Raw genomic sequence first — 19,610 nt, forward strand, 5'->3', positions numbered from 1 at the left:
CCGGTATTACGACGCAAACATCTGGTTGGGGCAAGCTCCTACCACTACCCCAATTTATTCCTTTTATGGACGTAAAAGACAGCAACGGCACTCTGCTCACCGAAGGCGATTCCGTTACCCTCATCAAAGACCTCAAAGTGAAGGGCTCTTCCCAAACGCTCAAGCGCGGCACGCTGGTCAAGAACATCCGCCTCACCAACAGCCCGGCCGAGATTGAAGGCCGGGCCGGCGGCAGCACGATGGTGCTGAGAACCGAGTTTCTGAAAAAAGCCTAGTGCCGCGGCTTCTCCTGAGTTTCCTGCTCGGGATGCTGGGCCTGGCTCCGCCAGCGTGGGCCCAGCAACAGGCGCGCATCCTGCTCAAAGTGGCGCCCGATAGCCAGCATTTCTGGTGCCGCTACACTGTGTGGCTGCCGGCCGGTTCGGCCCGCAGCCCCCGGTTTCTCAATTTGGACCGGCGTTTTACCGTAATTCGCGTGCGCAGTCCGCGACTGAGCGGTCTGTCCATTCAGCCCTATCTGTACGCGCCATTTCAAGACACCGTGCAACGCATAGCGCTGGCCCATCCCGGGTTGAAGCAACGCCGCAAGCGCGTTACCATCACTTACGAGGGCACCTTGTCGGACCGGTATGCAACCGACCAGGTGATGGAATTCAGCCGCTCCACCCTCTGGCTGCCGTTCGTGCCCTACCAGGAAGACGCGCCCCTCGCCTACTCGCTGGACGTGCAGGTGCCGGCGAGCTATACCGTAGTGAGCACCCGACCGTCGCGAAAGGCGCGCGCCGGACATTTTCGCTTCCGCGGCCGCACCTCGGCCATCGAGCCCACGGCGCTGGTAGGCCGGAATTTTCATCAGCTCACGGCCGCGCCGCCCAAGCCGGCGGTGACTGTCATCAAGGCAAACCCTTTACTACGAGCCGACACGCTGCTGCTGGCCGAGGCTACGCGCATCTGCAGCTACTACAACCAAACCATTGGCCGCCGCGACAGCATCGCGCGCTTCACGGTGCTGCTGCCCGGCACCAACCGCAACGCCTTTGCCCTGCTGGACAATGCCGTCGACATCACCTATTCCGATTTCGACGTGCGCAAGCGGGAAGACCGGCTGATTCTGGCGCACGAAATCAGTCACAAGTGGTGGGCCTACGGTTCCATCAGCACCTACGAAGAGTGGCTGAACGAAGGCTTCGCCACCTATTCTGGCTTGCTTTACCTGCGCGCCGCGGGCGACACCGCCGGGTTCCGAACGGAGCTTGATAAGCGGCTGGCTTCGGCGGCGGGCGCCCCGCCCATCCTCGGCTTCGACCGCAGCAAATACGACTACCCCACCATCCGCCGCGTGGTGTACGCCAAAGGCACCGCCGTGCTGCACGCCCTGCACACCCGCGTGGGCGACGACGTTTTTCTACGCCTCCTGGCAGCTACAGCCGCCCGGAAAACGGCTACCACCGAAGGTTTTCTCACCCTGGTAGGCCAGGAAGCGGGCCCCGACACCCAGCGCTGGCTTCGCGAACAGCTCGCCCGCTAACTTTCGGGCCGGCGGCAGCCCACGGCCGGGCTTCCGTCAATCCCATCATCATGCCTACTGAGCAGGAAAAAATGCTGGCCGGCGAACTCTACGCCGCCTTCGACTCGGAGCTACTGGCGGCGCGCACCCGCGCCAAGCGCCTGCTGCACCGCCTCAACGTGACGGAATATCTCGTCACCGACGCGGCCCGCGAAATTCTGGCTGAGCTCATTCCCCACGCCGGCCGCAACCTGTGGGTAGAGCCACCCTTTCACTGCGACTACGGCAGCCACATCCGCTGCGGCGACAACGTGTACTTCAACGTGAACTGTGTGGTGCTCGACGCGGCCCCGGTCACCATCGGCTCCAACGTGCTATTTGGCCCCGGCGTGCAGCTCTACGCCGCCACCCACCCGCTCGACGCCACCGTGCGCCGCACCCTGGAGCTGGCCCGCCCCATCTGCATCGGCGACGACTGTTGGCTGGGCGGCGGTACCATCGTGTGCCCCGGCGTGAGCATCGGCGCGGGCTGCGTCATTGGGGCGGGCTCGGTGGTCACAAAAGATGTTCCGCCCTATTCGCTGGCCATGGGCAACCCGGCGCGGGTTATCAGGAGCCTTGGGCCGGCAAGTATTGAAAAAGGAACGTCATGCTGAGCGCAGTCGAAGCATCTCTACCGCACAACGCAATTAATCTACTGCTGCGGTAGAGATGCTTCGACTGCGCTCAGCATGACGTTTCCTTACCCCGCACCATAGCCTCTACAGCCCCGCTTCCTGGGCTTCTTCCAGCAGCCGCTGCTTCTCCACGGGCACCACACCCACTTGCTCGCACACCAGCCCGCCGCCCAGGTTGGCCAGCGCTGCCGTGAAGGCTGCCGGCCGCCCCAGCGCCACGCACAACGCCGCGATGCTGATGACGGTATCGCCCGCGCCCGACACGTCGGAGATAGTGCGCAGGTGGGCCGGCAGGTAAGTTTTTTGCCCATCCTGCTGGGCAAACACGCCGTACTCGCTCAGCGTTACCAGCACGATTTCAGGCGTCAGGACGTCTTGCAAGCGGGCCACGGCCGCTTCAAAGCCGGCGCGGTCGGCCACCGGGTCGCCGAATTCAAGCTTCAGGCCCTCGCGCAGCTCTTTCAGGTTGGGCTTAAACAGCATGCAGTGGCGGTAAGCCAGGAAATTCTTTTTCTTGGGGTCTACCACCGTGGGGATGCCGCGCTGCCGGGCCCGGGCAATGCACTCGGTGATGGTGGCCTCGCTGAGCACGCCCTTGTCGTAGTCCTCAAATACTACCACGTCGGCGCGGGCCAGCAGGTCATCGTAGGCGGCGAGCAGCTGCGCGGCTTCGTCCGGGTTCAGGTCGGTTTCCACTTCCGAGTCGATGCGCAGCAGCTGCTGCCCGTGGGCCAGAATGCGCTGCTTCACCGTGGTAGGGCGCTGGGCGCTGCGCAGGATGCCATCGGCGGGCAGGCCGCTCTCGTGTAGCAGTTGCAGCAGCTGGTCGCCGCCTGCGTCGGTACCAATCACGGCGCAAAGCAGCGGTGTGGCGCCCAGCGCCTGCACGTTCAGGGCCACGTTGGCGGCCCCGCCGAGGCGGTTTTCGGTGCGGGCCACGTGCACCACAGGCACGGGCGCCTCGGGCGAGAGGCGCGTGGCCCGGCCCCACACGTAGGCGTCCACCATCACGTCGCCGATGATGAGGACACGCAGGTTGTTGAAGTCGTTGAAAAGGTCGGTTAAGGAAGTCGTAGGCAAGGTTTCGCTGAATTTGCGACGTTTAGATAGAGCGTCATGCAGAGCGCAGCGAAGCATCTCGCGTGCAACAGTAATTTAATGTTTGGACTACCTGAGCACGCGAGATGCTTCGCTGCGCTCTGCATGACTCCTTATTTGGAATGATTAACTCAGCTTCGCCAGACTCACCTTCACCCGCCGAAACGCTTCCGCCAGCTTTTCATCGGAGGCGGCGGTGCTGAAACGCATGCAGTTGGGCGCCCCAAAGGCGTCGCCCGACACGGCCGATACCAGCGCGTCGTTCAGCAGGTACAGGGCCAGGTCCATGGCGTTGCCAATGGTGCGGCCATCGGGTGCGGTGCGGCCAAAATAGGCCGATACCTCCGGAAAAATATAGAAAGCCCCACTGGGCGTGGGCGTTTTAAAACCAGGAATGTCCTTCACGATGTCGAGCACCAAATCGCGGCGGCGGCGGTAGGCGGCCACCATTTCATCGGCCGAGGCGCGGCCGCCACGCAGTGCAGCCAGGCCGGCGCGCTGCATGATGGAAGAAGTGCCCGAAGTAATCTGGCTCTGCATCTTTTCGCAGGCGTAGGCAATGTCGGGGCGGGCGGCCAGGTAGCCCAGGCGCCAGCCGGTCATGGCGTAGCCTTTCGAGAAGCCATTCACGGTAATCACCCGGTCGCGCACCTCGGCAAATTGGGCCAGGCTCACGTGCTCGCCCACAAAATTGATGTACTCGTAAATCTCGTCGGCCAGGGCGTACACCTGCGGGTGCCGGGCCAGCACTTCGGCAATGGCACCCAACTCCTCGCGCGAGAAAACGGCGCCTGTGGGGTTGCAGGGCGAGGAGTACATCACCAGCTTGGTTCGCTCTGTTATGGCCGCCTCGAGTTGGGCGGCAGTCACCTTGTACTCGTTTTCGAGGGTGCCCACCAACGGCACGGCCACGCCCTCGGCCAGCTTCACCATCTCCTCGTAGCTCACCCAGTAAGGCGAAAACACGATGACTTCATCCCCAGGATTTACCAGGCTCAGCACCGCATTGGCCAGGGCCTGCTTGGCGCCGGTGCTCACCACAATCTGGTTGGGTTGAAAGTCTAACTGATTGTCGCGCTTGAATTTGTCGCAGATGGCCTGCCGCAACTCTGGTATGCCCGCCACGGGCGTGTAGAACGTGAAGCCGTCATCCAACGCCTGCTTAGCCGCGTCTTTAATATACTGCGGCGTCTGAAAATCAGGTTCGCCAAAGCTGAGATTGATGACGTCGAGGCCCTGGGCTATCAGCTCCCGACACTTCTTGGCCATGGCAATGGTGGCCGATTCCTGCATGACCGTAACCCGGTCGGACAAAGGCGAGGTGGTGGCGGAGGCAGCGGTTTCAGGCATAAGCGGCGGCAGTGAATGAAGCGGCAAAGGTAAAGTAGCGCGGACTTTGTAGTCTGCGTCCCCGCTCGCCCGCCGCACGACCACCAAGCGGCAGGGAGACGCGGACTACAAAGTCCGCGCTACGGCCCCCTACTCCCCCATCCGGCGCCAGCAGCGCCACAGCACGCTCAGGTCGGTGCTGGGTTCGTAGTCTTTGGCGTAGAGCAGCTCCAGCCGGCGCTTGGTGGTATCGTTGAGCGGCGTGGCCGACACCGCGGCATCGGCCGGCGACACCACGGCGGGCACGGCGCGGGCCGGGCCGGGCGTGTAGCGCAGCCCCACCCAGGTGCGGCGGCCCAGCAGCACGGCAGCGCAGTTGCGCAGGAAGCCCGCCTTGCGCGGCTGCAGCCACAGCAGCACCGGAGCCAGCGCCAGCAGCCCGGTGCTTAGCAGCACATCAAGCAGGCGCTTGGCGCGGGCCTGGCGGGGCTGGTAGAGGTTGAGGGCAATGTCGAGGGTGTAGTAGTCGCCGGGTGCGTCTTTGCTGCTGCTGCCGATGATGTACTGGCTGTCTTCGGGCAGGATTTTGTAGGCCACCGGCGGGTCGGCCGGCAGGCTGAGCATGAGGGCAATGATGCGACTGGCGGGCAGGTCTTTGCCACAGAAAATCAATTCATCCAGCGCATAGAGACGAATGATGTCGGCCAGCTGCCGCAGCTCGCCCAGGGGTTCTTCGGGCGGCTCGGGCGCATCGTAGCGGTGCGAGTAGGACGTTTCTACCGCGGCCGCTACCAGTGTTTCGACGGGCACCGTCGACACGTAGCCGATTACGCGCGCCTGCACGCTGGCTGCCTCCAACAGGCGGCGCACCCGGCGGCTTTCGGGGCCCGAGCCCACGATGGCAATGTTTTTCTGGCGCCGCTCGGTCAGGCGCAGGTCGCGGTAGCGCAGGAAGTGCACCAGCACCTGCCGGCCCACTAGGGCGGCCACCGTCCAGGCCCCACCCAATATTATCAGGGCCTTAGAAAAGCGCCAGGCGTCTAGGTAGTTCGAGGCGGCCGAAATCAACAGCGTGCCTACAAAGGCTCCGCGCGCCACCCGCGAGGTGCGCACCGGCGGGTCGTAGCCCCCGCTCAGGTACACCGATGCCAGCCACACCAGGATGTAGACGGGCACGGCCACCTCCATGTACTGCGGTGGGTAGGCGCCGGGCACAAACTTGTGGTTGTTTTCCCAGTAGGTTTTCAGGAAGTACATGCCGCCCCAAATCAGGCCGGCATCAAGCAGCAGCGGGGCAATGCGCACCACCAGGCGCTCCAGCACGGCCGCGCCGGCCCGCAGCCAGATGGCGGCGTTTATCAGCAGCGAAAACAGGCCCGCTCGGCCCGGCGCGAAGTGCTTCTGCGCGAAAATCACCATGGCACGGTAAAACACGAACACATAGTTCACGCTTGTGCGCTTGGTGCTTTCGCCCTTGTAATGAATGATGCGGGTGCCGGGGAAATAATAATTCTTCCAGCCGCCCTGGGTGAGGCGGTACGAGAGGTCGATGTCCTCGCCGTACATGAAGTAGTCTTCGTCGAGCAGGCCCACCTGGTCCAGCGCTTCCTTGCGCAGCAGCATAAAAGCCCCGCTCAATACTTCGATTTCGTGGGTCTGTTCCTTGTCGAGAAAGCCGAGGTGGTAGCGCCCAAACGTGCGCGACTTCGGAAACACGCTCGCCAGCCCAAACATTTTGTAAAAGGCCACTGCCGGCGTGGGCAGGGCGCGCTTGCTTTCGGGCAGGAAGTGGCCCTGGCCGTCGAGCATTTTCACGCCCAGGCCGCCGCAGTTGGGGTGCTCGTCCATAAAAGCACAGCAAGCCCGGAAGGTATCTTCCTCCACCACCGTGTCGGGGTTGAGCAGCAGTTGGTACTGGCCGGTGGCCTGGCGCAGGGCCTGGTTGTTGGCTTTCGAGAAGCCCGGGTTGTCGCGGTTGGCAATGAGAATCACCTCCGGAAACCGCTCGCGGACCATGCCCACCGAGCCATCGGCCGAGTTGTTATCGACCACAAAAACCTCCACCGGCTGGCCCAGCTTCTCCACCGCCCGCCGCACGGACAGCAGCGCCTGCTCCAGAAAGTAGCAGACGTTGTAGTTGACAATAATGACGGAGAGCTTGGCCACAGCCTGCGAATTTACACAGGGCCTGCCATTACAGGTAGCGCGCAAAGCAATAGCCCCTTCTTTCCGCCTGCTTTAGCCGGCCTTGCCTCTGGCCAAAAAGAGCGGGCAGCACGGCTGGCTCATCCGCCAACAACCGCCAGAACGCAGCTGCCGGCGCTCCAGCAGCTGCGTCCCATCGCGTGCTCAAACGAGCAAATCCGCTTTACAGCATCATCCCGCCCGTGGCTTCCAGGCGCTGGCCATTGAGCCAACGAGCCGCATCGGAGCACAGGAAGGCCACGATGCCGCCAATGTCGTCGGGCTCGGCCACGCGGCCCAGGGCCGTAATCTGGGCCACGTAGGCACGGATTTCGGGCGTGTCCGTCATGGCGCCCCCACCGAATACTGCGCCCGGGGCCACCACGTTGGCGGCAATGCCCCGGCTGCCCAACTCCAGGGCCAGGTAGCGCGTGAAGACTTCCACGGCACCTTTCATGCTGGCATAGGCCGCGCTGCCTGCGAAAGCCACCCGCGTGGTACCAGAGGAAATATTGATAATCCGGCCGCCGTCGCGCAGCAGCGGCAAGGCCTTTTGCGTGAGGAAGTACACGCCCTTGAAATGAATATTGAGCATCTCATCGAACTGCGCCTCGGTGGTTTCGGCAATGGGGGCCGTGAGGCTGGTGCCGGCGTTGTTGATGAGAAAGTCGAACCGGTCGGTGTCGAAGGTTTTCTTCAGGGTCGTAGCCAGTTGAGCAAAGAAGTCATCGAAGGTGCTCGGGTTGGCGGCGTCGAGGGGCAGGGCCGCGGCGCGCTGGCCCAAGGTCTCAATGTCGGCAACTACGGCCGCCGCTTCAGCCTGCTGGGTGCGGTAAGTCAGCACCACGTCGATGCCTTGCTGGGCCAGTTTCAGGGCCATGCCTTTGCCCAGGCCGCGGCTGCCGCCGGTGACGAGGGCGATTTTGGAAGTACTCATGGGGAGTGCGTTTGCAGTGTTAAATGAACACGACAAAGGTCCCCTGCCCCGCCCCCGGCGGTGTTGTAGGCGCCAATCCGCTTTATGTAAAAATCAAACCAGCGCGGGGTCCAGCGTGCGGAAAGCGCCGGGGCTCATGGCGGCGTAGCGGCGGAAGAAGTGCGAGAAGTGGGCCACATCCACAAAGCCCAGGCTGTCGGCAATTTCCCAGAGCGTCCACTCCGACTCGCGCAACAGCACCTTGGCCTCCTGCGCCAGCCGCCCGCCTATGAGGTCGGTGGTGGTGCGGCCGGTGCGGTCCTTGAGCACTTTGTTGAGGTGGTTGACGTGCACGGCCAAGCGGTCGGCGAAATCTTTGGCCGTGCGCAGCGCCACGCGCTGCTGGGGCGTGGCAAGCGGAAACTGCCGCTCCAGCAGCTCCACAAAGCGCGAGGCCAGCCGCGCCGTAGCCGATTGGGCCGGGTGTAACTCCGTGGCGGGCTGCTGTTTCTGGCCCAGGTGCAGCAGTTCCAGCACGTAGGCCCGCAGCAGGTCGTACTTGTGCGCGTAGTCGGAAGCCAATTCCTCGTGCATGCGGGCAAAAATGGCCGTGGCCCGGGCCGTTTCGGCTGGCGTGAGTTGAAATACGAGGTAGCCGTCGGCCCGGAACAGCGGCAGCTCTTCAATGGTAAGGCCACCTAGTACCGGCAGCAAAAACTCGGCTGTGAAGAGGCACATGTGCCCCACCTGCCGCTCAGCCGGCCGCCACTGAAACACTTCCTTCGGGCTCGAAAAAACCAGTGTATCAGGCGCTATGGCAATGGTTCTGCCACCATAGTCGGCGCTGCTGCGGCTTTGCAGTAAGCTGATTTTATAAAAGGTTCGGCACGGATACGACGTGCCGGGCCGCAGTCGACTCGTCTCCCAAAAGTCAGCCAGATTGAACAAATTGAAGTGGCCGACTTCGCGCTGAATGCCGCCCGGCAAAAGCGCGTTCAGGTCCAGGCTGGTGCAGGGCGCTAGTTCCTGATAAAGGGCAGCAAGAGCAGAGGTGGTCATGGCTGCGGGAGCTTGTAAGATTCAAAGCCACAGCAACCCGCCGGGGAGAGGAAAGTTTTTTCTTAAGCCAAGGGTTGGGATGAATGCAAAAAGCCCCGGCACTGCGCAGTGCCGGGGCTTTGTCACATTAGAAAGGTAGTCGCTGAGAAAAGGACGAATTGCTTCGTCTGCGCTTGATGCGCGGAATGCTCGCAATGACAAGCGGCCCGCCCCTGCGGCCTCCCGCCTACCGCGCCTGGCGCAGGCGCTCCACGATGCTGCGGCCGAGGGTGATTTCGTCGGCGTATTCCAACTCCCCACCCACCGGTATACCGCGGGCAATAGTGCTGATGTGCACGTTGGGCAGGTCGCGCAGGCGGCGCGAGAGGTAGAAGGCCGTGGTGTCGCCCTCCATGGTGGGCGATATGGCCAGGATGACTTCGCGCACTTCCGAGTCTTCGGCCGCGGCGCGGGCCACCAGGGAATCGATGTGCAAATCGGACGGGCCGATGCCTTCGATAGGCGAAATCACGCCGCCCAGCACGTGGTACACGCCCTTGTACTGGCCGGTATTTTCGATGGCAATGACGTCGCGCACGTCCGATACCACGCACACCAGGCTGTGGTCGCGCAGCTTATTGGCGCAAATGGCACACTCCTCGGTGTCGGAAATGCTGTGGCAGGTGTTGCAATAGGTGATTTCAAAGCGCATCTTGGCCAGCGCCTCGGCCAGCGAGGCGGTGGTGTCCATCTCGGCTTTGAGCAGGTGCAGGGCCAGGCGCAGGGCCGTTTTGCGGCCGATGCCGGGCAGGCGGGCCAGCTCGCCCACGGCATTTTCAATCAGTTTGGAAGGAAATTCCATTCGAAGGGGAAAGGAGTAAAACTGTCATCCTGAGCGCAGCGAAGGACCTTCTAACGCCAGCACTGAGTGCAGTATTTTCAAACAATGCACGCGCTTGAAAAGGTCCTTTGTTTCTGCTTCCGCAGAATGCTTAGGAGAACAATTCTTGCTATTTCTACTACACGACGTCGGCCGAAATGCCGCGGTCGTGAATGGCGCTGCACATGGGCTCCAGCTCCTCATACGTACCCACCTTCACGGCGCATTTGCCCTTGTAGTGGATGAGCAGGGTGCACTGTTCGGCTTGCTCGGGCTGGTGGCCGCACACCTCCATCAGGGTTTTGATGACGTGGTCGAAGGTGTTGATGTCGTCGTTGTACACCACGAGGTTGCGCAGTTCCAGTTCTTCTTCGAGCAACAGGACGTCCTCATCGTGCTCAATTTGCGGGCGAGTATTCATAAGGGCAAATTTACGCAGGAAACCCCGCGCGGGGCAGCCGTTTATAACTGCAAACCGCCCAATTTCGTTTCCTCAAATCGGCCCGATTTTGTTCGCATTGTCGGGGCTGCGCCTTCACCCGCTTCCGCCTGCTATGCCCGTTCCGTCCGCCGACTTCAAAAAAGCCCTCAAGCGCCTCTCCGAGCCCGAAAAAGAAGCCCTGCTCCTGCGCGCCGTGCGCCGCGATGCCGAGCTTTACGAAACCTTCCGTTTCGAGCTGCTGGCCGACGTGACCCTGGGCCAAATCCAAGAAGAAACCGCCGACCGCATCCACGAGCTGTTCAACGTGGCCGTATCGGGCCGCCTGCTCAACCGCAGCCTCGTGAAGGCCGTGCGCGCCAGCGTGCAGGAAGCCGCCCGGGCCCGCCGCATCACCAAAAGCAAACAGCTCGAAGTCGACCTGCTGGTATACATCCTGCGCCAGTGCATCGATAACTACTCCGGGCAATTCGACAGCGTGTACGACGGCTTCTACCGTGCCACCGCCCGGCTGGCCGCCAAGCTGCCGGCCCTCGTGCTCAAAACCCTGCACGAAGACCTGTGGGTGGAATACCAGGGCGAAATCGACGAGATATTGCGCGAGCTGCACAGCCGCAGCAAAAGCCACCACCTCAGCTTCGAGCTACCGCGCAAGTTTGAGATACCAGAATAAAAAAAGCCCGCCAAATCTGGCGGGCTTTTTTGCTTTATCTGCTGGGCAGCAATTAGGCTTTCTTAGCAATCACGTTGAAGGTCAGGTCGAACGTGTCGTAGATGGCTTTGTCGCCGATGCTCTCGAAGAACGATTTCGAGCCGTACTTCAGGCCGAACTTGGTGCGGTCGATGGTCACCTTGCCGGTGGCCGAAGCCAAGTCGCCTTTCACGCCCACTTTGGCGGGGAAGCTGATGCGCTGCGTCACACCTTTGATGGTCATGTCGCCGGTGATGGTGGCGTTGTCAGCATCTTTGGCGGCGCCTTTGATGGGGGTCACGCTCACAATTTTGAAGGTCGAGGTGGGGTAGGTAGCCACGCCGAAGAAATCGTCGCTGCTCATGTGGCCCACAAATTTGCCGTGGCTTTCGGCGTCCTTGATGTCGGTGGCCTTCATCGACTTCATGTCAACGGTCACGGTGCCGCCCACGATGGCGTTGCCTTTCACCAGCAGCTCGCCCGAGCTGAAGTTCATGGTGCCGTTGTGGCCGTGCGTCACGGCTTTGCCTTCCCAGCCCAGGGTGCTCAGCTGCGGTTGCACAGCGTAGGCAGGGGCGTTGGTGGCCATTTTGGCGCTGTTATTTTTTTGGGCCGAAGCAGCGGGGGCAGCGCCCAGTACAGCAACGGCAAACAGAGCGGGCAACAGGTATTTTTTCATCTGAAAAAAGTAAAAAAGGGTAAGTGTTCTAATTGAAATGTGGCTGGGTAGCCTCTAAAAAGCGTGCCAAGGGCCTACTCGCAGGAAGGCAGGTCGGGGGTTGCCCCACCTTCATCGTCGTCGGTCCGAATTTTGTCGAGCAGGGCGTTGAGTTGGCGGGCCTCCTCAGGGGTGAGATGCTGGGTGCCGTTTTTTTCCATCAGGCCGGAATCCTCGATGCTCTTCAGCAAATCGAGGCCGGCCGGGGTAATGCGGATGTCCACGGCGCGGCGGTTGCCGGGGCACACGGTGCGGGTCACGAGTTTCTTCTCCTCAAGCCGGTCCACGATGCGGGAGGCGTTGCTGGTTTTATCCAGCATCCGGTCAATAAGCAGGGCCACGGTAGCGGGCCGGGGGTGCTGGCCCCGCAAGATGCGCAGGATGTTGAACTGCGGCAGCGTGAGGCCGAACGACTTAAACGCAGTAGCCTGCCGCAGCTGTAGCCAGCCGCTCGTGTACGTCAGGTTGATAACGGCCTTCTGGTACTCGTCACGGAAAGTGGGCTGCTTGATTTCGTCTTCGATGCGCATGTGAGGCAGTGGAATCGGGTGCAAATTTATGTACATACATTTAATGTCGCAACATCGTTCCCAAAAATATTTTAAAAAAGATGTTTTGACTTGCCGCTTGACCATCTCGCAGGCAAAACACGTAAGCTAGGCCATTTCACATTATTTCCTCCTAGCTATGCTTCGTTTCCTGCTCCTAGCTTCCATGGCCGGCTGCCTGGCCACTGCCCCCCGCCTGGCCGCCGCCCAGGATGGCGGCTTTCCCGTGCAAACCACGGCCAATACCCAGTTTCTCATGCAAAACGGCGAAGTAGTGCGGCGCGACGGCGGCCAAATTACCTCGCTCACGCAAAACGTGAAGCTAAGCAACGGGGTCAAAATCAATTACAAGAGCGGCATTGTGGAAATGCCAGCCGACAAAATAAACCCCAAGGGCAAGAAAATTACCCTGCACGAAGGCGACTACGTGCGCCCCGACGGCGGCGTAGTCTTCGCCACGCCCAGCAGCGCCGCCGCGGCCCGGGGCGATGCCGCCGCGGGTACCCCAGGCGCCAACGGCGCCCGCTACGATACCTACGTGCAGCACGGCCCCGGCTTCTCCGACCCTGCTATCCAAATGGGCCTGCTCCAGAAAAAAGTGGAATTGCTGACGCAAAAAGTGCAGCTGCTCAGCCGGGGGCGGACGGACTTGCCCGACACCAAGTCCATCGACGACCAGCTGGCACAAATCAATTCGCAGCTGAATGCGCCGAAGTAAGCCTTTTAGGCATCTGCCAGAATAGATAAACAGCCCGTCATGCTGAGCGCAGCCGAAGCATCTCTACCGCGCAAGTAATCATTTACTCTTGCACGCGAGATGCTTCGGCTGCGCTCAGCATGACCGTTTTAGTATTAACCTAACAATGCAGACAGCCTTTAGCTGTTCAGCCGCAACAGCCCTCCCGATTCCGTCACTGCGCCAAAAGGCTCGTCTTTCACAATAAGGAAGCCATCAAGGTCGTGCACGTCGGCCAGGGCGCTGATTTGCAAGGCGGCCGCAATACCCACCGAGGTTTCTACCATACAGCCCAGCATCGGGATGAGGCCGTACGCCCGCGTCTGGCGTAGCAGCTCAATGCCGCGCCGGTAACCGCCGGCCTTCATAAGTTTCACGTTCACGCCGTGGAACTGCTGCGCAATTTCTGAGAAATCGGCGGTGTCGGTTACCGATTCATCGGCCAGCAGCGGCACGGTGCTGCGGGGCTTCAGGTAGCGGTAGTGGTCGGCGAATGCGGCGGGCAAGGGCTGTTCCAGGAAGCGCAGGTTGAGGCCGGGCAGCGCAGCAGCCTGCTCCAGGAATAGCAGCACGGCGTCGGCATCGGGCCACGCTTCGTTGCCGTCCACCAGCAGGGCGTGGCAGGGCAGGGCGCGGGCTACTTCGCGCAGCAGTTCGAGCCCTTCGGCCTGATTTACTTTGATTTTGATGAGCTCGAAACGAGCCATGTCCAGCTCGCGCAAAAAGCCGGCAACCTCGCCCGCCTCCATAATGGGCAACGAGAAAGCCGTGGGAACAGCCGGCGCGGGCGCGGGCACGCCCAGCCATTGCCACACCGGCTGCCCGGCGCGCGCAGCCAGCCACTGCACCAGCGCTGATTCGAGCGCGAAGCTCAGGGCGTGCGCCACAGGCCGGGCGGTCAGCAGGGCATCTAAATCTGCCAGGGTATCTACCGACGCCAGGCCGTGGGCCAGCAACGCGGCGAACTGCTCGCTCAGCAGCTCGGGGGTTTCCTCATAGCGCACGTTGGGCGCAGCCTCGCCCCGGGCGCGGTGGCCGTGGCCCTCAATGTGCACCAGCAGGTTGGTTTTGGCTGCAGAAGCGTTGCGCGAAATTTTCCACACGAAGCGCAGGGGCAGCTCGTGGGCAGTGAGGGTCCAGGTGGGCATGGATGGAGCGGGCAGGGCGGGGAATTCAGGCGGCGAAGTTGCGCCCAAAAACACCACAGCTACGCACCGCCCAGGAAAAAGGCTAACTGCGCGGGCTTTGTTTGCGGCACCGGCATCAACCTTTGTCGGCCGTAGGGCTGCTTTTAGAAATTTCGAAGTGCCTTTGTGCACAGCGTTTTCCGGCTTCCTCGCAGCAAGCAATTGCAGCGGCGGCCGTGTGGCTGGCTGGATAATGCCGTTCTTTATGGCCTCATTCCCCCACCCTGCCCTTTTCTCAAAGCATGGCGAAATCCCGTTTACTCCCTATTGCCTTGGTTTGCCTGCTGCTGGCAGGCCTTCTTACGGCCCTTAGTGTCAACCACCTAGTGGCCTTGCCTAATACCGTTTTGATGGCGGTCCGGTGGCTGGCCCTGTTGGTGCTGGCCGCCGCGGTGGCCCCGCGCCGTTCCCTCACCCTCTGGATAGTGCTGGCCATGCTGGTGGGCGCCGAAGCCGGAGCCGACTTCCCGGAGCAAGCCCAGGGCCTGAAAGTGCTGAGCGACGTCTTTCTGCGCCTGGTGAAAACCATTATTGCGCCGCTCGTATTTGCCACGCTGGTAGTGGGCATAGCCGGCCACGCCGACCTGAAAAAGGTGGGACGCATGGGCGTCAAGGCCCTAGTGTACTTCGAGGTGGTGACCACCTTCGCGCTGTTTATTGGCCTGGCTGCCATCAACCTGACTAAAGCCGGCCGACTCGACCCGGCCGTGCTGGCCGCCGCCCAGCGCACCAGCAACGTGAATGAAACCATTGCGGCCGCCCCCAAGCAGACTGCCGCCGACATCATCACGCACATTTTCCCCGAAAACATCGCCAAATCGATAGCCGAAGGCCAGGTGCTGCAGGTTGTGGTATTTGCCATCATCTTCGCCATTGGTCTGGCCATGGTATCGGAAAAGCACCGCCGGCCTATGGTGGAGTGGTCGGAAAGCCTGTCGGAGGTGATGTTTAAGTTCACCAATGTGGTGATGTTCTTTGCGCCGCTGGGCGTGGGCGGTGCCATTGCCTACACGGTAGGCAAAATGGGCTTTGGTCCGCTGGTCAACGCGGTGCAGCTGCTGCTAACGCTGTATGCGGCTTTGATTGCCTTTGTCCTCCTGGTTTTGCTGCCCGTGGCCCTGATAGCCCGCATACCGCTCAAGCGCTTCGTGCGGGCCGTGGCCGAGCCTGTGAGCATTGCATTCGCCACCACCAGCTCGGAAGCGGCTCTGCCCCGCGCCATGGAAGCCATGGAAAGCATTGGGGTGCCGCGGCGCGTGGTGGCCTTCGTGATGCCCACCGGCTACTCGTTCAACCTGGACGGCACCACTCTGTACCTCTCGCTGGCAGCCATCTTTGTGGCGCAGGCCGCCGGGGTAGACCTCACCTTTGGCCAGCAGTTGGTTATGGTATTCACCCTGATGCTGACCAGCAAAGGCGTGGCCGGGGTGCCCCGCGCCTCGCTCGTCATTTTGCTTGCCACAGTGGCGTCGTTCAACCTGCCGCCGTGGCCGGTATTCATCATCCTCGGCATCGACGCGCTGATGGACATGGCACGCACCGCCGTGAACGTGCTGGGCAACTGCCTGGCCTCGGCGGTTGTGGCCCGGTGGGAGGGTGAATTTGTGGACGATTACGTGGGACCCGACCCAACTGCCGTGCCCGAACAGCCCGAATTGACTCACTGATTTTGGTTAATCTAACCGTTAATTTTTCTTCCAGTCAGGGGCTTTTTCGCGCCATTCGCCGAATTTAGAACACCTTGCCAACTGAATCCGTTAACTTAGCTATTACTTAAAGCGACGAGTGCTCCCTCCACCCGCCTTTTTTGCACTTTTCAGCTTTTGCCTTACCATTTTCCCTCTTTATCAACCCTAGAGCTATGAAATTGACTCGTCAACTCGCGCTACTGGCTTTGGCACCGGCCTTTTTAGTGGCTCCCGCTTGCGTATCGGTGAAAAACCAAATGCGTAGCACGCCCACCGCCACCATTTCCAAGCGCCTGCCGCCGCTGGAAGTACTGGCCGACCAAGGCCCGCTCGCGATGAATGACGGGGCATTGCCCGAAGACCCGCTGAAACTGTTCCAACAAGAGTGCCACGTCAACCTGACTGAGCCCACCGACTCGGCCACCTACGGCTACGCTAAGCTGGTGGTGAAGAAAGTAAAAACCCTGCGCACGGGCCGCGCGGTGCAGGGCCTGCAGGTGCTCACCTTCATGGTGCCGGCCGTGCTGGGCATTCCGCTCGAATGGTACAAAACCACGCTGCAAGCCGAAGTGCAGGTGAGCGACGCCGCCGGCAACTTGCTGGGCTCCTACTCGGGCACTGGCACGTCGGAAGTGAAAGTGGCCATGTACCACGGCTACTCCCAGACCACGGCCCCGCGCCTCGCCGACATCATCGCCCTGCGCGGCGCCATGGCCCAGATTCGGCCCCAGCTTGACACGGCCACGGCCCGCCTGCGGCCCTTGCTGCTAGCTGGCGGCACCGTCGAAAACCCCACCCTGCCATCGTCGTCGGGCCTCACCGGCAGCCGCTAAGTTATTTCCGGCCGGGCAAGGCCGCTTTTTTAATCTGACCTGCATGGCCCGAGGTGCCTTCCGTTTGGGAGAGGGCCTCGGGCCTTACCTTTGACGGGCTATGGCTCTTTCGCGCTTACATCGTTTTTCTGCCTTTGCCCTGCTGGGTGCCGCGCTCGGGGGCTGCTGCGCCAATGACGTTTGCGACCCCGACGACCCGCTGGCTGATGCCGTGAAGCTGCGTTTCTCGCCACGTTTCGCGCAGAACGACCTGGACACGCTGACCGTGCTGCGCTACCCCAAGGTATTTACGGCCAACACCCGCCCCGAGAGCGTAACCTTTGTGCGCACGGCGGCGCCCCTCCGCGGCGACTCTATTCTAATCAATAACAGTACGCCGTTTGCGCGCACCGGCAACACCACGCTGGGCAACTACCGCTACGTGGTGCAATACCTGGCCCACCCCAATGGCGTGCCGAAGGGGGTGCTGACCACGGCTTTCGTCATCGACAGCCTCCGCATTCAGGGGAATTACGAGGCCACCGGGTGCTGCACCCAATACACCAACACGACCAAGACGGTATACTACACCAGCGGCGGAGTGGCCCAGGTCGTCGATTTGAAGCAACAGCCCTTTCTGCTGATTCCCTAATGGCCGAGGCGGGGGCGTGGCACGTATAGCATGGGCCGGGCTGCAACGATTGGGCGGGTACCGGTGTTTCTCGTTCCTATGGCTGCTGATACTTCCCTGTCCCCCACCCTCGGGGTGCCCGACTCGCGCACCAACGCCGCTCCTTCGTCGTTTCCGTTCCGCTCCACGCTCAGCCTCGAACCGCTGATAGCCTATTGGCAGAAGCGCGAGGAATCCAGCAACGCCGGCGTGCGGCTGCTGGCCGAAGCCATTGGCCAGCAGGTGGCCGACGCGCCTTGGAGCCGCGGCCCGTTGCACGATGCCTCGGTGCTGGAATGCAATTGCGACCTGGTCGAAACGCTGATGCTGGCTGTGTTTCCGCCGGCCTCCTTTTCGACGGACATCAGCGGGGTGGTGGGGCCGTTTCAGCGGCACTGCTTCTACTCCACCCAGTTGTTTCAGGAGGTGATGCTCAACAAGGACCGCAGCATCAAGCAGCCCCTGAACATCGACATGGCCACCATGGAACGGCACATGGGCCTGATGGCTTACCACCTGGTACTCAACCGGGTGTACGGGGCCGAGATTCCGCCGCTGGGCACCATCGTGTTCACGGTGCCCGATTATAAAATTGGGCTTTACCGGCACTATGGAGTCGATTTCAATTCCGATTTTGTGACGGTGAAGGTAGTGGGCGAGCCGCCCCACCTCAGCCCCGAGCAGCTCGAAATGCTGGTGCACAACCGCCACCGGCCCGAGCTGTGGCGCCAGCTGCTGCCCGCCGAGCACTTCGAGTTGGAAGGCTTCAACCTGCTGCAGCTCGTGGACGTGACCGACCAGGAAATCCTGTCGGAGCTGAAATACGACCTGCTGGAGCGCGACGTGCTGCAAACCCCGGCCCGCTTCGAGCAGATTCAGGAGAAGCTGCGGGTGCTGTTTGCCCAGCCGGCCCTGCAGCTGGGCATTGCGGCTTATGATGATAAGAAGCGTGCCTTCGTGGACTTTGGGCACAAAATCAACCACAGCTTCCTTACCAAGCAGGTGCAGAGCCAGTCGTCGGACAGCAGTTTCCGGCAGATATACGAGCGGCTGCTGAGCGAACGGGAACCGCTGGTGCTCAAGGATGTGGCTTCTTCGGACCTGCCCGATGACCTGCGCCAGCAGATTATGAGCCTGGGCATCAATTCGGCCATCCTGGCTTTGCTGCCTTACGGCAGCGACACGGTGGGCTTGCTGGAGCTGGGCACGCCCGAAGTCAATGCCCTCGACGAGTTCGACATGGATAAGGTGTCGCAGTTTGTGCCACTGTTTGCCGTGGCCGTGAAACGCAACGCCGAGGACCTGCAGGCCCGGGTGCAATCGGTTATTCGTGAGAAGTTTACGGCCATTCATCCCACTATGGAATGGCGTTTTATGGACGCGGCCCGCAACCTGCTGGCCAAGCTCGACGCCGGTAACCGCACGGCCGAGATGGAGCCCATCGTGTTCGAGGATGTGTACCCGCTGCACGGCTCCTGCGACATCCGCAGCAGCAGTACCGTGCGCAACGAGGCCATTCAGGGCGACCTAATCGAGCACCTCACCCTGGCCAATAAGGTGCTGAAAAAAGCCTCCGAATGCCAGGAACTGCCCATACTGGACGAGCTTAAGTTCTACGTCACCAAAAACCTGAAGCGCCTGCACGAGGGCATGCTCACCGGCGACGAGGCCAACATTTACGACTCTCTAAAGCGCGAAGTGGAGCCGCTGTTTGAATACCTGGCAGCCCACACGCCGGAACTGCGGCCCATCATCACCAAGTATTGGAGCAACATCGACCCCAAGCTGGGCATCCTCTACAAGCGGCGGCAGGACTTTGAAACCAGCGTGACCACGCTCAACGACGCGGTGAGCGACTACCTCGACGAGGAGGAGGAAAAGGCCCAGCAGATGTTTCCGCACTACTTCCAGCGTTACAAAACCGACGGGGTGGAGTTCAACATCTACGTGGGCAGCACCCTGGTCGAAAACAAGCCCTTTGACCTGGTTTTCCTGAAAAACCTGCGCCTGTGGCAGCTGCTCACGATGGTGGAAATCACGCGCCGCACCGCCGCGCTCAAGGCCACCCTGCCCGTACCGCTCGACACCACGCAGCTCATCCTCATTCACGGCCAGCCCCTTAGCATCCGGTTCCGACAGGATGAGCGGCAGTTTGACGTGGACGGCGCCTATAACATCCGTTACGAAATCATCAAGAAGCGCATCGACAAAGCCACCGTGTTGGGCACCGGCGAGCGCCTCACCCAGCCCGGCACCATTGCCCTCGTTTATGCTCAAACCCGCGAGGCCGTGGAGTACTACGAGTACATCGACTACCTGCAGGACCGGGGCCTGCTAGAGCCCGGCGTGGAGGAGTTGGAACTGGAAGAACTGCAAGGCGTGAAGGGCCTGTTGGCCCTACGAGTTAAGGTACGGATTTTATAAAATCGTCTGTCATCCTGAGGGCAGTGGAGAACCTTCTCACGCTGGCAGTTCAGGAGTGAGGAGGTCCT

The 19,610-nt window shown here is 61.4% G+C and carries 19 protein-coding genes; 9 read left to right on the top strand and 10 right to left on the bottom strand.

All coding sequences use genetic code 11. The annotated features are described in order from the left end of the window. Positions 1 to 65 precede the first annotated feature (65 nt). The 3 genes from I2I01_RS03430 to I2I01_RS03440 are packed head-to-tail and all read left to right on the top strand — an operon-like array spanning position 66 to position 2,163. Complete coding sequence (locus I2I01_RS03430; RefSeq protein ID WP_196285011.1) at positions 66 to 275, top strand: zinc ribbon domain-containing protein YjdM; 210 nt, start codon at positions 66 to 68, stop codon at positions 273 to 275. Beyond that, entirely contained in the window at positions 275 to 1,528 is a 1,254-nt protein-coding gene (locus I2I01_RS03435; protein WP_196285012.1) for a M1 family aminopeptidase, read from the top strand. The genes I2I01_RS03430 and I2I01_RS03435 overlap by 1 nt, the downstream gene beginning before the upstream one ends. Positions 1,529 to 1,578: 50 nt before the next feature. Beyond that, entirely contained in the window at positions 1,579 to 2,163 is a 585-nt protein-coding gene (locus I2I01_RS03440; protein ID WP_230678862.1) for a sugar O-acetyltransferase, read from the top strand. Positions 2,164 to 2,268: 105 nt separating this feature from the next. Here the strand turns inward: I2I01_RS03440 and I2I01_RS03445 are convergent, their stop codons facing one another. The 7 genes from I2I01_RS03445 to I2I01_RS03475 all read right to left on the bottom strand — a co-directional run bounded on the left by I2I01_RS03445 (position 2,269) and on the right by I2I01_RS03475 (position 10,050). Next, entirely contained in the window at positions 2,269 to 3,264 is a 996-nt protein-coding gene (locus tag I2I01_RS03445; RefSeq protein WP_211537794.1) for a bifunctional heptose 7-phosphate kinase/heptose 1-phosphate adenyltransferase, read from the bottom strand. A 144-nt stretch (positions 3,265 to 3,408) separates the two neighbouring features. Beyond that, a complete protein-coding gene (locus I2I01_RS03450; RefSeq protein WP_196285014.1) occupies positions 3,409 to 4,632 on the bottom strand; it encodes a pyridoxal phosphate-dependent aminotransferase in 1,224 nt (407 codons plus the stop codon). Positions 4,633 to 4,761: 129 nt separating this feature from the next. Then, positions 4,762 to 6,777, bottom strand: coding sequence for a glycosyltransferase family 2 protein (locus I2I01_RS03455; protein WP_196285015.1), 2,016 nt, complete (start codon positions 6,775 to 6,777; stop codon positions 4,762 to 4,764). A gap of 202 nt (positions 6,778 to 6,979) precedes the next feature. Beyond that, on the bottom strand, positions 6,980 to 7,732 hold the full coding sequence (locus I2I01_RS03460) for an SDR family NAD(P)-dependent oxidoreductase (RefSeq protein ID WP_196285016.1): 753 nt from the start codon (positions 7,730 to 7,732) through the stop codon (positions 6,980 to 6,982). A 93-nt stretch (positions 7,733 to 7,825) separates the two neighbouring features. Next, positions 7,826 to 8,770, bottom strand: coding sequence for a helix-turn-helix domain-containing protein (locus I2I01_RS03465; RefSeq protein ID WP_196285017.1), 945 nt, complete (start codon positions 8,768 to 8,770; stop codon positions 7,826 to 7,828). Positions 8,771 to 8,996: 226 nt separating this feature from the next. Then, entirely contained in the window at positions 8,997 to 9,611 is a 615-nt protein-coding gene (gene recR / locus I2I01_RS03470; protein ID WP_196285018.1) for a recombination mediator RecR, read from the bottom strand. A 157-nt stretch (positions 9,612 to 9,768) separates the two neighbouring features. Beyond that, positions 9,769 to 10,050 carry an ATP-dependent Clp protease adaptor ClpS gene (locus tag I2I01_RS03475; protein WP_196285019.1) on the bottom strand — a complete coding sequence of 94 codons (282 nt, stop codon included), beginning with the start codon at positions 10,048 to 10,050 and terminating at the stop codon, positions 9,769 to 9,771. Between the two features lie 133 nt (positions 10,051 to 10,183). On the opposite strand from I2I01_RS03475, the gene I2I01_RS03480 reads away from it, so the two are divergent. After that, complete coding sequence (locus tag I2I01_RS03480; protein ID WP_196285020.1) at positions 10,184 to 10,741, top strand: hypothetical protein; 558 nt, start codon at positions 10,184 to 10,186, stop codon at positions 10,739 to 10,741. 52 nt (positions 10,742 to 10,793) lie between these two features. On the opposite strand, the gene I2I01_RS03485 is transcribed toward I2I01_RS03480, so the two are convergent. After that, a complete protein-coding gene (locus tag I2I01_RS03485) occupies positions 10,794 to 11,438 on the bottom strand; it encodes a YceI family protein (RefSeq protein WP_196285021.1) in 645 nt (214 codons plus the stop codon). A 74-nt stretch (positions 11,439 to 11,512) separates the two neighbouring features. Beyond that, positions 11,513 to 12,007 (bottom strand): MarR family winged helix-turn-helix transcriptional regulator, encoded by a 495-nt coding sequence (locus tag I2I01_RS03490; RefSeq protein WP_196285022.1) that lies wholly within the window; start codon positions 12,005 to 12,007, stop codon positions 11,513 to 11,515. Positions 12,008 to 12,164: 157 nt separating this feature from the next. Here I2I01_RS03490 and I2I01_RS03495 point away from each other — a divergent pair, with 157 nt between their 5' ends. Further along, the gene (locus I2I01_RS03495) at positions 12,165 to 12,743 is read left to right on the top strand and encodes a DUF6799 domain-containing protein (RefSeq protein ID WP_196285023.1); all 579 of its coding nucleotides are present in this window, start codon (positions 12,165 to 12,167) and stop codon (positions 12,741 to 12,743) included. Positions 12,744 to 12,901: 158 nt separating this feature from the next. On the opposite strand, the gene I2I01_RS03500 is transcribed toward I2I01_RS03495, so the two are convergent. Next, entirely contained in the window at positions 12,902 to 13,909 is a 1,008-nt protein-coding gene (locus tag I2I01_RS03500) for an enolase C-terminal domain-like protein (RefSeq protein WP_196285024.1), read from the bottom strand. 365 nt (positions 13,910 to 14,274) lie between these two features. On the opposite strand from I2I01_RS03500, the gene I2I01_RS03505 reads away from it, so the two are divergent. The 4 genes from I2I01_RS03505 (at position 14,275) to I2I01_RS03520 (ending at position 19,542) form a co-directional block, all read left to right on the top strand. Continuing rightward, a complete protein-coding gene (locus I2I01_RS03505; RefSeq protein ID WP_317196866.1) occupies positions 14,275 to 15,615 on the top strand; it encodes a dicarboxylate/amino acid:cation symporter in 1,341 nt (446 codons plus the stop codon). A gap of 194 nt (positions 15,616 to 15,809) precedes the next feature. Then, positions 15,810 to 16,469: a hypothetical protein gene (locus I2I01_RS03510; protein WP_196285026.1), complete on the top strand. Its 660-nt coding sequence runs from the start codon at positions 15,810 to 15,812 to the stop codon at positions 16,467 to 16,469. 100 nt (positions 16,470 to 16,569) lie between these two features. Then, a complete protein-coding gene (locus tag I2I01_RS03515; RefSeq protein ID WP_196285027.1) occupies positions 16,570 to 17,100 on the top strand; it encodes a hypothetical protein in 531 nt (176 codons plus the stop codon). 78 nt (positions 17,101 to 17,178) lie between these two features. Beyond that, positions 17,179 to 19,542, top strand: coding sequence for a GAF domain-containing protein (locus I2I01_RS03520; protein WP_196285028.1), 2,364 nt, complete (start codon positions 17,179 to 17,181; stop codon positions 19,540 to 19,542). Positions 19,543 to 19,610: the final 68 nt, after the last annotated feature.

The sequence above is a fragment of the Hymenobacter properus genome, assembly GCF_015694735.1.
GTDB classification, from domain to species: Bacteria; Bacteroidota; Bacteroidia; order Cytophagales; family Hymenobacteraceae; genus Hymenobacter; species Hymenobacter properus.